This window comes from Mesorhizobium kamtschaticum, from assembly GCF_056174585.1.
In genome coordinates this window covers 1,585,751-1,601,587 of sequence record NZ_CM149691.1, presented here as the reverse complement: position 1 = coordinate 1,601,587, position 15,837 = coordinate 1,585,751, and the positions used below count along the sequence as shown (strand labels likewise).

The 15,837-nt window shown below is 62.6% G+C and carries 12 protein-coding genes; 1 reads left to right on the top strand and 11 read right to left on the bottom strand.

Features of this window, described 5'->3' with window-relative positions; translation table 11 throughout:
• Nucleotides 1-326: 326 nt before the first annotated feature.
• The 8 genes from pyc to AC0V7N_RS07740 all read right to left on the bottom strand — a co-directional run bounded on the left by pyc (nt 327) and on the right by AC0V7N_RS07740 (nt 11,461).
• Nucleotides 327-3,785: a pyruvate carboxylase gene (gene pyc, locus AC0V7N_RS07775; RefSeq protein WP_496627778.1), complete on the bottom strand. Its 3,459-nt coding sequence runs from the start codon at nt 3,783-3,785 to the stop codon at nt 327-329.
• A gap of 300 nt (nt 3,786-4,085) precedes the next feature.
• Complete coding sequence (locus AC0V7N_RS07770; RefSeq protein ID WP_475456195.1) at nt 4,086-5,204, bottom strand: branched-chain amino acid ABC transporter substrate-binding protein; 1,119 nt, start codon at nt 5,202-5,204, stop codon at nt 4,086-4,088.
• A gap of 138 nt (nt 5,205-5,342) precedes the next feature.
• The gene (locus tag AC0V7N_RS07765; RefSeq protein WP_475456193.1) at nt 5,343-5,690 is read right to left on the bottom strand and encodes a DUF6867 family protein; all 348 of its coding nucleotides are present in this window, start codon (nt 5,688-5,690) and stop codon (nt 5,343-5,345) included.
• A 109-nt stretch (nt 5,691-5,799) separates the two neighbouring features.
• Nucleotides 5,800-6,528: an ABC transporter ATP-binding protein gene (locus AC0V7N_RS07760; RefSeq protein WP_475456191.1), complete on the bottom strand. Its 729-nt coding sequence runs from the start codon at nt 6,526-6,528 to the stop codon at nt 5,800-5,802.
• Nucleotides 6,528-8,126: an ATP-binding cassette domain-containing protein gene (locus AC0V7N_RS07755; protein WP_475456189.1), complete on the bottom strand. Its 1,599-nt coding sequence runs from the start codon at nt 8,124-8,126 to the stop codon at nt 6,528-6,530. The genes AC0V7N_RS07760 and AC0V7N_RS07755 overlap by 1 nt, the downstream gene beginning before the upstream one ends.
• Nucleotides 8,126-9,721 carry a high-affinity branched-chain amino acid ABC transporter permease LivM gene (gene livM / locus AC0V7N_RS07750; RefSeq protein WP_475456187.1) on the bottom strand — a complete coding sequence of 532 codons (1,596 nt, stop codon included), beginning with the start codon at nt 9,719-9,721 and terminating at the stop codon, nt 8,126-8,128. Before livM ends, AC0V7N_RS07755 begins: the two co-directional genes overlap by 1 nt.
• A 4-nt stretch (nt 9,722-9,725) precedes the next feature.
• A complete protein-coding gene (locus AC0V7N_RS07745) occupies nt 9,726-10,628 on the bottom strand; it encodes a branched-chain amino acid ABC transporter permease (protein WP_172222691.1) in 903 nt (300 codons plus the stop codon).
• 446 nt (nt 10,629-11,074) lie between these two features.
• Entirely contained in the window at nt 11,075-11,461 is a 387-nt protein-coding gene (locus AC0V7N_RS07740) for an ectoine synthase (protein WP_475460243.1), read from the bottom strand.
• Nucleotides 11,462-11,623: 162 nt separating this feature from the next.
• Between AC0V7N_RS07740 and AC0V7N_RS07735 the strand changes: the two genes are divergently transcribed.
• Nucleotides 11,624-12,526, top strand: coding sequence for a LysR substrate-binding domain-containing protein (locus AC0V7N_RS07735; protein ID WP_475456185.1), 903 nt, complete (start codon nt 11,624-11,626; stop codon nt 12,524-12,526).
• Here the strand turns inward: AC0V7N_RS07735 and AC0V7N_RS07730 are convergent.
• Genes AC0V7N_RS07730 through AC0V7N_RS07720 form a run of 3 tightly spaced genes read right to left on the bottom strand, consistent with a single transcriptional unit; the run spans nt 12,519 to nt 15,818 of the window.
• Entirely contained in the window at nt 12,519-13,520 is a 1,002-nt protein-coding gene (locus AC0V7N_RS07730; protein WP_475456183.1) for a 4-hydroxyproline epimerase, read from the bottom strand. The two genes, AC0V7N_RS07735 and AC0V7N_RS07730, sit on opposite strands and share 8 nt — an antisense overlap.
• Nucleotides 13,521-13,554: 34 nt before the next feature.
• Nucleotides 13,555-14,868, bottom strand: a complete 1,314-nt coding sequence (locus AC0V7N_RS07725; RefSeq protein WP_475456181.1) for an NAD(P)/FAD-dependent oxidoreductase — start codon at nt 14,866-14,868, stop codon at nt 13,555-13,557.
• Nucleotides 14,869-14,882: 14 nt separating this feature from the next.
• A complete protein-coding gene (locus tag AC0V7N_RS07720) occupies nt 14,883-15,818 on the bottom strand; it encodes a dihydrodipicolinate synthase family protein (protein ID WP_475456179.1) in 936 nt (311 codons plus the stop codon).
• Between the last annotated feature and the right edge of the window lie 19 nt (nt 15,819-15,837).

Sequence of the window (15,837 nt, the reverse complement as noted above, 5' to 3'; positions counted from 1 at the left end):
TTTTTCTCCAAAGATTGGTTCTGTGCCGCGACTCGCGGAAAGGCAGCGGCAAATTTGAGCCGGTTCGATGCCCGACCGGCGGCGGCGGGTCAAGCTGTTATCGAACAGCTTGCCAAGGGCTGCCGACAGAAGCCGACAGCCATCTCGCCCAGATGGACCTGGGCATGTCGAGATTCAGGTCAGGCCGAGCCGAGAATGGTGGCTTCCGAGACCCGGAGCGGAGCGTACTTAAAGTACGTGAGCACAGTTCTACTGCGGCGCGGTAGAACGGGGAAGCGCAGGAAGCCGCTATTCGCAGGCCGGCATCACCTGAATATCGATATGCCCTAAGCGAACGCTATAAGCAGATCCTTCGCATCGATCTGGTCGCCGGCCTTGACCAGCACCTCGGCGACGGTGCCGTCGCGCTCGGCATGCAGCGCCGTCTCCATCTTCATCGCTTCGATGGAGAGCAGCACGTCACCGGCCTTGACCGCCTGGCCGGCGGCGACCGAAAGTGCCGAGACCACGCCCGGCATCGGTGCGCCGACATGCGCCTCGTTGCCAGGCTCGGCCTTGCGGCGGGCCTTGGCGGCGGATGCGCCATGCGCCCGGTCCGGCACCTTCACGCGACGCGGCTGGCCGTTGAGCTCGAAGAACACGGTGACCATGCCCTTGTCGTCGACATCGCCGATGGCCAGGCATCGCACCACCAGGGTCTTGCCCTTCTCGATGTCGACGAAGATCTCGTCCTCGGACTTCATGCCGTAGAAATAGGTCGGCGTCGGCAACACGCTGACCGGGCCGTAGGTCTCCTGCGCGCCGGCGAAGTCGGTAAACACCTTCGGATACATCAGCCACGAGGCGAATTCGTATTCCGAGAGCTTGCGTTCCAGCTTCTCCTCGATCTCCTTGCGGCTGGCCTTAAGATCGGCCGGCTTCAAGAGCGAGCCGGGCCGCGCCGTGATCGGCTTGTCGCCCTTCAGCGCCTTCTTCTGCAACGCCTCTGGCCACCCTCCCGGTGACTGGCCGAGATCGCCGCGCAGCATCGAGACGACCGAGTCCGGGAAGGCGATGTCCCTGGCCGGATTCTCGACATCGGCGACGGTCAGGTCCTGGCTCACCATCATCAGCGCCATGTCGCCGACGACCTTGGACGACGGCGTCACCTTGACGATGTCGCCGAACATCAGATTGACGTCGTGATAGGTCTGCGCGACCTCGTGCCAGCGTGTCTCCAGCCCGAGCGAGCGCGCCTGTTCCTTGAGATTGGTGAACTGTCCGCCGGGCATTTCGTGCAGGTAGACTTCCGAGGCCGGCCCCTTGAGATCGCTTTCGAAGGCGGCGTACTGGTTGCGCACCGCTTCCCAGTAGAACGAGATTTTGCGGATCCATTGCGGGTCGAGGCCGGGGTCGCGCTCGGTGCCCTTCAGCGCCTCGACGATCGAGCCCAGGCAAGGCTGCGACGTGTTGCCGGAGAAGGCGTCCATCGCCGCGTCGATGGCGTCGACGCCGCTCTCCACCGCCGCCAGCACGGTCGCCGCCGACAGGCCGGACGTGTCGTGGGTGTGGAAATGGATCGGCAGGTCGGTCGCCTCGCGCAGCGCCTTGAACAGCACGCGCGCCGCCGCCGGCTTCAAAAGGCCGGCCATGTCCTTGACGGCGATGATGTGGGCGCCTGCGGCCTGCAATTCGCCGGCCAGCCCGACATAATATTTCAAATCGTACTTGGCACGCGCCGGATCGAGAATGTCGCCGGTGTAGCACATCGCCGCCTCACACAGCTTGCCCTCGGCGCCGACCGCGTCCATGGCGACGCGCATGTTCTCGACCCAGTTCAGGCAGTCGAAAACGCGGAACAGATCGATGCCGCCGCTCGCCGCCTGCTTGACGAAATGCTGCACGACATTGTCGGGATAATTGGTGTAGCCGACGCCGTTGGCGCCGCGCAGCAGCATCTGCAGCAACAAATTGGGAGCCGCCTCGCGCACCAGTGACAGCCGCTCCCACGGATCCTCGGTAAGGAAGCGCATGGCGACGTCGAAGGTCGCGCCGCCCCAGCATTCAAGCGACAGAAGCTGCGGCAGGGCGCGCGCATAAGTGCCGGCAATATTGGCAATGTCGTGCGTGCGCATACGTGTCGCCAGCAGCGACTGGTGGCCGTCGCGCATCGTCGTGTCGGTGACCAGCACTTGCTTTTGCTCGCGCATCCAGCCGGCGAATTTTTCCGGGCCGAGCACGTCGAGCTTCTGCTTTCTGCCGCCGGGCACGTTGCCGTTGAGATAGGGCACGACGGGTGCGGCCGCGTCGGCCTTCGGCGTCGGCCGGCCGCGCGTCTCGGGATGGCCGTTGACGCTGACGTCGGCCAGATAGTTGATGAGCTTGGTGGCGCGGTCCTGCCGCTTGACCTGCTGGAACAGCTCCGGCGTCGTGTCGATGAACTTGGTCGTGTAGGAATTGTCGGCGAAGCTCGGGTGGTTGATGATCGCTTCGAGGAAGGTGAGGTTGGTGGCAACGCCGCGGATGCGGAACTCGCGCAGCGCCCGGTTCATGCGGGCGATGGTCTCGGCCGGCGTCGGCGCCCACGCCGTCACCTTCTCCAGCAGCGGATCGTAGAAGCGGGTGATGACGGCGCCGGAATAGGCCGTGCCGCCATCCAGCCGGATACCGAAGCCGGTGGCGCCGCGATAGGCGGTGATGCGGCCGTAATCCGGAATGAAATTGTGCTCGGGATCCTCGGTGGTGATGCGGCACTGCAAGGCATGGCCGTTCAGCCTGATGTCCTTCTGCGCCGGCACACCCGATTCAGGCGTGCCGATGGCGAAGCCGTCGAGGATGTGGATCTGCGCCTTGACGATGTCGATCCCCGTCACCTGCTCGGTAACCGTATGCTCGACCTGGATGCGCGGATTGACCTCGATGAAATAGAATTTTCCGCTGTCGGCATCCTGCAGGAACTCGACGGTGCCGGCACCGATATAATTGGTTTCACGGGCAAGCTTCAGCGCATGGCCGCAAAGCTCCTCGCGCTGCGCCATTTCAAGGTACGGCGCCGGCGCCCGTTCGACGACCTTCTGGTTGCGGCGCTGAATCGAGCAGTCGCGCTCGAACAGGTGCACGACATTGCCATGCGTGTCGCCAAGCACCTGCACCTCGACGTGGCGGGCGCGCTCGATCAGCTTTTCGAGATAGACCTCGTCCTTGCCGAAGGCGGCTTTCGCCTCGCGCTTGCCTTCCGTGACTTCGCGGGCGAGATCGGCCTCGGCGCGGATGGCGCGCATGCCGCGCCCACCACCGCCCCACGAGGCCTTCAGCATCACCGGATAGCCGACCTGCTTGGCCAGTTTCTTCACCGCCTCCATATCGTCCGGCAATGGATCGGTGGCGGGAATGACAGGCACGCCGACCTCGATGGCGAGGTTGCGCGCCGCAACCTTGTTGCCGAGGCGGCGCATCGTGTCCGGCTTCGGGCCGATGAAGGTGATGCCGGCTTGCGCACAGGCCTCGGCGAATTCGGGGCTTTCCGACAGCAGCCCGTAGCCCGGATGGATGGCATCGGCGCCCGAAAGCCTGGCGACGCGGATCACTTCCTCGATCGACAGATAACTCTCGATCGGCCCCATATCCTTGCTGAGATGCGGACCGCGCCCGACCTGGTAGCTTTCGTCGGCCTTGAAGCGGTGCAACGAATATTTGTCTTCCTCGGCCCAGATCGCCACGGTTTTGAGGCCCAGTTCGTTGGCCGCGCGAAAGACGCGGATGGCGATTTCTGACCGGTTGGCGACGAGGATCTTCGTGATGGCCAAGGACTGGGCTCCAGTAGCGGAAGGAACGGGAAATCGGTGCAATGATTAGCGTGAAAATGCTGCAGTGCAAACAAAATTGACAGATGATTCAATCGATTTAAATCGAATCTTTGCGACAAAGCCGGTCGCATTCATTCGAACGTGCAAAAAACAGCCGGTGCTGCCGTTCCAGGCGTGATCATTTTCCGGCTAAGCTACATGTCGTTCCGCCAACCTGGCGCGCTTTAGGCGACATGCATTGAAACGAAAAATGCCCGGCGCGAGGCGCCGGGCATTCCATAGTGATCGATGTCGACAGGCTTACATCTTCTGGATGTAGGTGTACTTGCCGTCGGCGCCCTTTTTCCACTCGTACATGACGTAGCCGGGCAGCGTCGGATCGCCCTTGGCGTCATAGGACAGATCGCCGAGCACGGTCTTGAACGGGCCGTTCGCATGCAGCGCCTTGGCAACTTCCTGCGGGTCGTTCGACTTGGCAGCAGTTGCTGCTTCAACAAGCGCCTGCACGGCAGCGTAGGCGTAGAGCGTATAGGCTTCCGGCTCGAAGCCCTGCGCGCGGAACTTCTCGACGAGTTCCTTGTTGGCCGGGATCAGCCGCGGATCCGGGCCGAACGTGTTGAGCGTGCCCGCAACCGCGTCGCCCGCGATCGAAGCCAGTTCGTTCGACACGATGCCGTCGCCGGAAATCAGCGTCGCCTTGAGGCCCTGGTCAGCCGCCTGGCGGATGATCAGGCCGGCTTCGGTGTGCAGACCGCCCCAATAGATGATGGTAACGCCGGCTTCCTTCATCTTGGCGATCAGCGCCGAGAAGTCCTTGTCGCCGACATTGATGCCTTCATACATGACTTCCGTCAGGCCCTTGGCGTTCATCGCCTTCTTGGTTTCGTCGGCAAGGCCCTGGCCGTAGGTGGTCTTGTCGTGCACGACGGCGATCTTGGCGTCCTTGAAGTTCGCGGCGAGATAGGCGCCGGCAATGCTACCCTGCTGGTCATCGCGTCCGCAGGTGCGGAACACGTTCCACAGGCCGCGCTCGGTGAACTTCGGGTTGGTCGCGGCCGGCGTGATCTCGACGATGTTGTTTTCAGCGTAGACTTCCGAGGCCGGGATCGACACGCCCGAGTTGAAGTGGCCGACCACGAACTTGACGCCGTCGCCGACGAACTTGTTGGCAACCGAGATGCCTTGCTTCGGATCGGAGACGTCGTCACCAACCTCGAGCTTGATCTGCTCGCCGTTGACGCCGCCCTTCGCATTGATATCGGCGACAGCCGCTTCCGCACCCTTCTGAAGCTGTGCGCCGAAGGCTGCGTTCGGACCGGTGATCGGGCCGGCGACGCCGACCAGGACGTCAGCCCACGCGGCGCCGCCAAACGCGACGAGCGCGCCCAGGGCGACAGCGGACAACAGTGATTTTCTCATGTAAAACGCTCCCATTTACGGAGTGGGCGTGGATGAAGCTTTCATGCGATGCCCACCCTTATCGCAGAAAGCATAGTTTGCCGATTTTCAGGCACTTGTCACGCCGATTCATCCCCGAAGCGGCGTTAATGATGAACGTCAACCTTTCGGTTTCCAGCTCAAGATTGAAGCTCTTTCGTAGAGCCAATTATACTGTGTGACCATCTGGTTTGTTCGTGTGTATTGATAGCCGACGAAGCCCAGTATCATCAGCACGATGGTATCTATGATATAGTAGTGCAGCGAGAACATCGTGCCGCCGAACAGCGCATGGTGGATGAAGCGGATGCCGATGCCAAGGCCCAGCAGATAGGCGAACAGGTGGATGAAGCTGCGCCAGGTCTGGGCGCTGGCCTTGCCCGTCATCCAGGCCGCCCAACCGCCAAGCAGACAGGTGACGAAGAAGAACTGCCAGATCGAGGGTTCCTCATAGAGAATGCCCTGCATGATGAAGTCTCCCTAGCACGATCCCGAAAAGTTGCAGACTTTTCGGACAAAGATCATGCGACAAACAAACTTGGAGCGGAATATCGGATGCACACGTTCCGCTCCAAACTCAGTGGTGTCCGCCTTCGAGATAGGCGGCGCGCACTTCCGGATTGGCGAGCAGTTCCTTGCCGGTGCCGCTCATCGTCACATTGCCGTTGACCATGACATAGCCGCGCGTGGCGAGTTTCAGCGCACCAAAGGCGTTCTGCTCGACCAGGAACACGGTCAGCCCCTGCGTGCGGTTCAGTTCGCGGATGGCATCGAAGATCTGCTTGACGATCAGCGGCGCCAGACCCAGCGACGGCTCGTCGAGCAAAAGCAGCTTTGGCCGCGCCATCAGCGCGCGTCCGATCGACAGCATCTGCTGCTCGCCGCCCGACAGCGTGCCGCCGCGCTGGGCGATGCGCTCCTTGAGCCGCGGGAACAGCGTGAACACCTTCTCGACGTCCTCGTCATAGTGCTTGAGGTTGTCGAGGCTGGCGCCCATCTGCAGGTTTTCCATCACTGTCATGCGCGGGAAGATACGGCGACCTTCCGGCGACTGGGCAATGCGCATGCGGGCGATCTCGTGCGTCGGCATCTGGGTGATGTCGGTGCCGGCGAAGGTGATGCTTCCCGCGCGGGCGCGCGGTGCCCCGAAAATGGTCATCATCAGCGTCGACTTGCCGGCGCCGTTGGCGCCGATCAGTGCCACGATCTCACCCTGGTTGACGGTGACATCGACGCCGTTCAGCGCCCGGATGTTACCGTAGTAGGTCTGCACGCCCTTGATATCGAGCAGCGTTGTCCCGGCCATCACTTGCCCCCTCCACGCTTGCCCGACACAGGCTTGGCCGTGCTGGCGGTCTTTGCGGAAGCATGGCTGGTCGCCACCTTGCCGGCATCGACGCGGCGCGAGAATTCCGTGTCCTTGCCCTGGCCGAGCAGCTTGGCCTGCTTGACCCACTCTTCACGCGCGATGCGTCCATCAAAGGCCAGGTAAGCTTCAGCAGCCTCGACATCGGCCTTTTTCCAGGCGCCGATCTGGTCGAAGTGGAAGATGCCGTGATCGTTGAGCTTCTTCTCGTTGACCGTACCGATGCCCTTGATGCGGGTCAGATTGTCGGCCTTGCCACCGCGGGGCGCCGCCAGCCTGTTGGAGATTTCCCCAGCCTTGCCCGCAGCAGTCTTGCCCGTCGCAGTCTTGGCCACTGGAGCCTTGGCTGCCGGTTTGGCCGGTGCAGGCGCCGCAGTCGACTTCACTGCCGTCCCGGTTGCCGCTTTTGACGCCGCTTTCGGAGCAGGCTTTGCTTTCACCGCAGGAGCGGGCTTTGCAGCCGATGCCGCCGTCAGCGCGGCCGCCTTGTTTGCCTCGGCGAGCGACCTGGCATCGACCTGGCCGGCCTTTGATGCGCCCTTGGCCACGGTAACCCGCTCTCCCGAACTGTGACCGACCGTGTCTGTTACCGGTCCGGCCAGGTATGAGGACGATGTCCCCGGGCCATGCGCGGCATCCGGCCCTATGTCGAGCTGTTCGATGACGTCCTCGTCGCCGACTTCGGTGAGGACCTGCTCGACCTCCTCGTCGTCGACGCCGAGATAGGCGGCGATGACGCGCGGATCGGTACGCACCGATTGCGGACTGCCGTCCGAGATCTTGCGGCCATATTCCAGCACCACGACATGGTCGGAGATCTGCATGACCACGGACATGTCATGCTCGATCAACAGGATCGAGGTGCCTGATGTGTTCTTGATGTCGATCAGCAGTTCGTTGAGCGCCGCCGATTCCTTTGGATTGAGGCCGGCTGCCGGCTCGTCCAGGCACAGAAGCTCCGGGCCTGTGCACATGGCACGTGCGATCTCGAGACGCCGCTGCGCGCCATAGGGCAAGTCACCGGCCGGATCGTCGGCACGGTCGACAAGGTCGGCCTTCTCCAGCCAGTGCCTGGCAAGCTCGACCGATTCGGCCGAGGCCTTGCGGTAGCCGCTGAAGCCGAACAGGCCAAGAACCGTATAGCCCGACGCCTTCATCAGCTTGTTGTGCTGGGCGACCAGCAGGTTCTCCAAGAGCGTCATACCCGAGAACAGGCGAATGTTCTGGAAGGTACGCGCCACCTTGGCGCGCGCCGGGATCTCATGGTTGGGCAGCCGTTCGAGCAGGAAGCTCGTGCCGTCGGCCCGGTTGAGGGTGATCATGCCTTCCGACGGCTTGTAGAAGCCGGTGATGCAATTGAACACGGTGGTCTTGCCGGCGCCGTTGGGGCCGATCAGCGCGGTGATCTCGCCGCGCCTGGCAGCGAAGGACAGGTCGCCGATGGCGACCAGGCCGCCGAACTTCATCGACAGATGTTCGACCTGCAGGATGGCGTCGTTCATGCCCGGATTGGTCTTCTGAATCGGGTTCGCGTTCATCAGCCGTGGCCCTCCTTGGTGAAGGAACTGGAGACAGCCCTTCGCTCCTTGAGGAAGGCCGTCGGTTCACGACTGCCGACGAAGCCGCGCGGCTTCCACAGCATGACGATGACCATGGCCATGCCGAACAGCAGCATGCGGTAGAGTTCTGGGGTGAAGTCAGGCCCGAAGATCTGCTTGAGGAAGTCGAGCTCGCGCAGCGCCTCGGTGCCGCCGATCATCACAAGTGCCGCCACCGCGATGCCGACCAGCGAGCCCATGCCGCCGAGAACGACGATGGCCAGGATGATGGCCGATTCCAGGAAGACGAAGGATTCCGGGCTGACGAAGCCTTGCCGCGCGGCGAAGAACGAGCCGGCGAAGCCGCCGAACATGGCACCCGTGGCAAAGGCGGTCAGCTTGGTTGTCGTCGTGTTGATGCCCAGGGACCGGCACGCGATCTCGTCCTCACGCAAGGCTTCCCAAGCGCGGCCGACCGGCAGACGGCGCAGCCGGATGGTGACGAAGGCGGTGAGCAGGCACAGGCCCAGGATCAGATAGTAGAGGAAAATCTTGTAGTAGGCGCCTGACTGGGCGATGTGCAGAACCTTGGCGATGTAGTTGGGGTCCGACACGTTGAACGACATCAGGCCGAAGAAGCTGACCTTGGGAATGCCGGAAATGCCGGCCGATCCGTTGGTGACCTCGCGCCAGTTGATCAGCACCAGGCGGATGATCTCACCGAAAGCCAGCGTTACGATCGCCAGGTAATCGCCACGCAGGCGCAGCACGGGGAAGCCGAGCAGCACGCCCCACAGCGCCGCCATGGCGCCGGCGGCCGGCAACAGGATCCAGAACGACAGGCCGAAATGCGTCGCAAGAAGCGCGTACGCATAGGCGCCAAGTGCATAGAAGGCGACGTAGCCGAGGTCGAGCAGGCCGGCGAGGCCGACGACGATGTTCAGGCCCCAGGCCAGCATCACATAGATCAGGATCTGGATGCCGAAATTATCGACCCATTTCAACGAACCCTGCAGCCCGCCAGTGATGGACCAGGCGTTCAGCGACAGTACCGCGACCACGAGGATCGGGTACAGCACCAGCGCCGTGATGCCCAATTTGGTGAAGTTGGCATGGATGAAGGCGCGGAAGTGGTAGATCACGCAAGCCAGCACATAGATAATCGCCAGGGCGCGCAGGAATTGCAGATAGCCGGCCGGTTCTTCTCCCACCCACCCGGCGAGAGAGCTGTTCAACACGAACAGCAGCACCGCCGCGACAACAGCCGCGATGAACCACGGCAACTGGAAGAACCGTGACGCCACGCTGGCCGGCAACAGGCCGGTGGCAACATTGGTTATCTTCTGGCTGGCCATGAAGGGCTGGCCATAGGCGACATAAAGGAAGCGTCCGACGGCCGTGGCGATCACCACGGCGGCAAGCAGGCCCCAGCGCGTCGTCACGACCAGTTCGTTGGAAATGTTCTGACCGGTCTTCAGCCCGATGAACAGCACGAACAGGCCGAGCGAAATGGCGCCGGCATAGAGCGCTTCCTTGAACGCGCGCTGCACGGGGGTGGCGACGGTGTCGCTCTCCGGAGATACGGTAACGGCCATGATCTCAGACCTTTTCGACTTCTGGCCGGCCCAGAATGCCGGAAGGCAGGAAGATCAGCACGATGGCCAGGATCGAGAACGCCGCGACGTCCTTGTAGTCGATCGAGAAATAGGCCGACCACATGCTTTCGATGAAGCCGATCATCAGCCCGCCGAGCACCGCGCCCGGCAGCGAACCGATGCCACCGAGCACCGCGGCGGTGAACGCTTTCACACCCGGCGTGAAGCCGTCGGAGAAGGCGATGACGCCGTAGTACATCAGGAACAGCGTGCCGGCGACGGCGGCAAGGGCAGCACCCATGATGAAGGTGATCGAGATGGTGCGGTCGACATCGATGCCGAGCAGCGCCGCCATCTTGCGATCCTGTTCGCAGGCGCGCTGGGCGCGGCCAAGCGAGGTCTTGTTGACCAGGTACCAGAACAGCGCCAGCAGCAGCGCGGTGACGACGACGATGATAATCTGCTTCAACGACACGCTGATGCCGCCGATGTCGTAGACTTTCGACACCATTGGCGGGATCGGCTTGTTGCGCGGCCCTTGCGTCACCTGGACGAAGTTCGACAGCGCGATCGACATGCCGATGGCGGTGATCAGCGGCGCCAGCCTGAACGAGCCGCGCAGCGGCCGGTAGGCCACCTTCTCGATCGTCCAGTTGTAGAGGCTGGTAAGCAGCATCGCCACGATCATCATGACCAGGAGAGCTACGACCACGGGCACCGAATAAAACAGAGCGCCGAGGACGAGGAAAACGATCAGCGCGGTGAAGGCGCCCACCATGAAGATGTCGCCATGGGCGAAGTTGATCATGCCGATGATGCCGTAGACCATCGTGTAGCCGATCGCGATCAGCCCATAGATCGATCCCAGCGTCAGCCCGTTGATAAGCTGCTGGACAAAGTACTGCATGTGTACATGGCTCCCCTGGAATGTCGCCCATGCAGACGCATTCCTTTTCGTATTTCCCCTAGTCGTAAAGTTTCGAGCCCGGATTGCAACGTCATTTTTCAATCGTCATGCGTGTTTTGTCGGCACGCCGTCCGATTGCCCGTTTTCTCCCATCCGACCCCTGGACTATCGCGGACCCTACCATTGGCATAACGCAATGTCTTTGACGATTCGGCCGTATCATGCGCCCCGTTTCGAAGAAATCGCCGTCAAAATTAGGTGATAAGAGGAATCGTTGCGTTCCTGACACTGTTCGTTTTTTCGCCACACTCCTTTCCGCAGGGTCAGGATTCTTCCTGCTTGACCACAAACCGTGTGTGAACGGGCTGCGGTCGTGGTCGACGATGCCATTCAATGCGGTTGTACTTGTCCGGCTACCGATCGAGGAACGATTGCCTTGCTCCGGATCAGTATGCTGAGCCGCCGTCCCCGCTCAGCGCATGCCGCTCGGTGCCCTGAAGGGGAGGGTTGAAGACACTGACCAGGATCATGTCGCTTGCAGCATCGGCCCGCAGATAATGCTCGTCATGGTCGTCGAGCACATAGATCGTGCCCGGCTCGATGCGATGCACCGCACCGGACATGTCTTCGACCTCACCAGCACCGGCGATGCAGTAGCAAGCCTCGAAATGCCGCCGGTAATGCAGGCGCGATTCGCTGCCGGCGCGCACGACGGTGTGGCAGACGGTGAACCCCACGCCGTCCTGCTGTGTCAGCAGGCGATGGCTGGTGCCATTGCCCCAATCCACGAAGAAGTCAGATTTTTCTACATCAGCCAATTGTCTGGTGAACATGCTTTCTTTCCCTGCCAATACCGTAGCGGCAAGAGAGTTCAGAGAAATAGCCGAGTTTGGCGGCATTTCCGCTGGAAACTTCCAACCGGCCACAGCAATGCCGCAGGATTTCCAGACGTTCAAATGATTGCTTCTCATCTCATATGTTAGTAAATTTGACAGATGGACTATATCCCGCTGAACGCGATACGCGCTTTCGAGGCCGCTGCACGCCATTTGAGTTTTTCGGCTGCCGGCGAAGAACTGCATGTGACGCATCCGGCCATAAGCCACCAGATCAGACGGCTGGAAGAGTGGTTGGGCGTGCCTCTGTTCCACCGGGACGCACGCAAGGTACGGCTGACGGATGCCGGCGTGATCCTGCAGGCGTCGGCGAGCGGCGCCCTTGCCGAGCTTGGCGCCACATGCCGGCGCATCCGCCGCAATGCGGCATCAGTGACACTGTCCGTAGGCTGCATACCGTCTATCGCCAGCCGCTGGCTGGTTCCTCGCCTGCCGGATTTTACATCAAGCCATCCCGGTATCGGCATGCGGGTCGCGTATGCCAAGGCCGAGGACAGGCTCGGAGATGATGAGAACGATGTGCTGATCACGCTCGGAGCCGATCCGACGCCTGGCGTCACCAGCCTCAAACTGTTTTCACGCCTCAACCGGCCGGTGTGCAGCCCGCATTATCTGGCTGGCAAAGAGCTGCGCACCCCTTCGGGGATCGCCGGCGCGGACCTGTTGCATGACGAGAACCGGCAGGGCTGGAGTGAGTGGTTCTCCGCGGCCGGACTGGCCAATGTGGATGTCGGCAACGGCCCCGTCTTCGCCGATTTCAATATCCTCGCAACCGCGGTCATCGCCGGCCATGGCGTGGCGCTTTGTCCGGTCGACGTCTTTCGTGACGAACTGAAGCGCGGCGACCTGCTGGTTCTGTCCGATCTCTCGACCAACCGCGACAAGAGCTATTTTCTGACGATGTCGGTGGATGCCTCGCCCGCCGCGCTCACCTTCGCCGACTGGTTTCGCCGTGCGGTCTCGGTCGATGCTGATGATCAGCAGCCTGCCAATATCACTTGACGACGAAACCATGCGCGAACGGATCGCGGTCGTCGATGAAGATCGTGTTCAGTCCGGTCATGCGCGCCCAGCCGCCGATCGAGGGAATGATCGCCGGCTTGCCCGCTACGGTGACCTCCTTTTCGACCTTGCCCTTGAACAGCGAACCGATGATCGATTCATGCACGAAGGCGTCGCCGGCCTTGAGCTTGCCCTTGGCATGGAGCTGCGCCATGCGCGCCGAGGTGCCGGTGCCGCATGGTGAGCGGTCGATGGCCTTGTCGCCGTAGAAGACGGCGTTGCGGGCGTCGGCCCCCTCCACCGTCGGCTTGCCGGTCCACAGCATGTGCGACAGCCTGTTGATGCCAGGATTTTCGGGATGCACGAAAGTGTATTTCTCGTTCAGCCGCTGGCGCACCACCGGGCTCAAGGCGATGAGGTCGCCGGCGGAATGATCCGCCATGTCGCGATAATTCGCCTGCGGCTCGACGATAGCGTAGAAATTGCCGCCATAGGCGACGTCGACGGTGATCTCGCCGAGCCCGGGACATTCGACCGTCAGCCCCTCGGCATGGAGGAAGGACGGCACGTTGGTGATGCGCACCTCCTCGACATACTCGCCGACCTGTTTGTACTCGGCGATGACCAGGCCGGCCGGCGTGTCGAGCCTCAGCACACCCGGCGTCTTCGGCTTGATCAGACCGTGCTCGATGGCCATCGTCACCGTGCCGATGGTGCCGTGGCCGCACATCGGCAGGCAGCCGGAGGTTTCGATGAACAGGATGGCGATGTCGCAATCCTCGCGCGTCGGCGGGTAGAGGATCGAACCCGACATCACGTCATGGCCGCGCGGCTCGAACATCAGACCGGTGCGGATCCAGTCATACTCGGCGAGGAAATGCGCACGCCGCTCCATCATTGTCGAGCCCTCAAGCAGCGGGCCGCCGCCGGCAACCAGCCGCACCGGATTGCCGCACGTGTGGCCGTCGATGCAGAAGAAGGATTTCTTGGCCATGTCGTTCCTCGAAAAATTCAAAACCGCGATGAACTCAAAAACGTTGTGGACTGAAAGGGGCGAGATCAACAGGCAGAGTCTGCCCCAGGACGATTTCCCGGATCAACCGCCCGGTTGCGGCCGCCTGGGTCAGGCCGAGATGGCCGTGGCCGAAAGCATAGACCACCGGCCGGCTTCCCGACGCCTTGCCGATGACAGGAACCGAATCCGGCAGCGAAGGCCTATACCCCATCCATTCGCGCCCGCCCGAGGGGTTGAGCCCCGGCAGGAATTTCTGCGCCTTCTGCAGCAGCGCCTTCGACCTGGCATAATTGGGCGGCCGCTCGATGCCGCCGAGTTCGACGGCACCGCCGACGCGCAGGCTCGTCTCGAGCGGCGTGATGACGAAGCCATGGCCGGAAAAGATCAGCTGCCGCTTAACGTCGAAGGCGCTCTTGGGCAAGGTCGTGTTGTAGCCGCGCTCGGTTTCCAGCGGAATGCGATCGCCAAGCTGCCGCGCCAGGAGGTGTGACCAGGCGCCGGCGGCGACGACGAGTTGCCTCGCCTGCCTGGTCGTGCCATCGGCGAGCGTCAATGTCGCGCCATGCTGGTCCGCCGCGACGCGATCGATGCGGGCCATTTCAAAGCGGGCGCCCTTGGCCTCGGCGTAAGCCCAGACCGCCTTGCCGAGCAGCTTTGGATCGGCGACCGTCTTCCAGCCCGGCACGAAGGTGCCCTTGACGAAGCGCGGAGACAGGCCCGGCTGTAACGTCGCAAGGTCCCCGCCCTCGACATGGCGAAAGCCGATGCCGAAACGTTCTCGCGCCGCCCAGCCGGACAACCCAGCCTGAAACTCTGCCTCGCTTTCGTAAAGTTCGAGCGAGCCATCTTCGCGCAGCATCGGCCGCGTGCCGGAGCGATCGAGCAGGCCCATCCATTCCGCCTCGGCAAGCTTCATCATGCCGGCCTGGGCGGCGAGGCTGGCCTCGTATTTTTCCGGCGCGCCGGCTCGCCAGAAGCGGATCAGCCAGGGCACGAGCTTCGGCAGGTAGGCCGGTGGAATGCTGAGCGGGCCGAGCGGATCGGCCAGCCATTTCGGCAGGTTCTTGATCATGCCCTTGTGCGCCAGCGGCAGCACGTCGGAGAAGGCGAAGGCGGCGGCATTGCCGGAACTCGTCTCCTCGCAGATGCCGGTGCGATCGAAGACTGTCACGCTGCGCCCTGCCTCGGCAAGGAAGGCGGCCGCGCAGATGCCGATGATGCCACCGCCGATGATGGCGATGTCCTCGCCTTCCCCCCGCGAACGGGGAGAAGGTGCCCCAGTGGCGGAGCGTTGCTCCTGTTCCGGGGATCTGGAATTTCCTGGCACGTCAGTGCTGTCCCTTACTCGGCTGCCACCAGTCTGTCCGCCGATAGAGGAGACGTCTGGAGCGACGGCAGCTTCGGCCGCACCGCCAGCGCATCCCCTATGATCTTCTCCACCGCCTTGCGGCGCTCGCCCGACAGGGGCTGGCGCGGCATGCGCACGCGGTCATTGGTATCGATTGCCAGCACTTCAGCAAGCTTGATGTTCTGTACCAGATAGGTCGAGACGTCGAGATCGAGCAGCGGCCGGAACCAGCGGTAGATGGCGAGCGCCTCCTCGCGGCGGCCCTGCTTCATCAGCTGGTAGATGGCGACGGTTTCGCGCGGGAAGGCGGTGACCAGGCCGGCCACCCAGCCAATGGCGCCGACCGACAGCGCCTCGAAGGCGAGATTGTCGACGCCGGTGAAGAGATCGTAGCGGTCGCCCAGCCGGTTGATGATCTCGGTCGAGCGCCTGATATCGTCGGAGGATTCCTTGATGGCGACGAAGCGCTTGTCCGATGCCAGCTCCTCCATCTGGTCGACGGTGACGTCGACGCGGTAGGCGAGCCGGTTGGAGTAGATCATCACCGGCAGGTCGCCGGCCTCGGCGACCGCGCGAAGTGCGGCGACCGTCTCTTCCGCGTTGGTGTGGTAGATCGGGCTCGGCACCACCATCAGGCCATCGGCGCCTTCCCTGGCGGCGCGCTTGGCGATGCTGGCGGCCTCGCGGGTGCCCGCCTCGTTGACCGTCATCAGCACCGGCTTCCCGCCGGCGACTTTCTGCGCGGTCTTCAGCACTTCGATCTTCTCGTCAGGCGACAGCATCGGCCCTTCGCCGAGCGAGCCGCAAACGATGATGCCGTCGCAACCGGCCTCCATCTGAAGATTGAAACAGCGCTCCATCTCGGCATGGTCGAGCTGGTCGTCGGCGGTGAATTTGGTCGTGACGGCGGGGAAAACTCCGGTCCACATGGTCATTTCTCCATCTGAT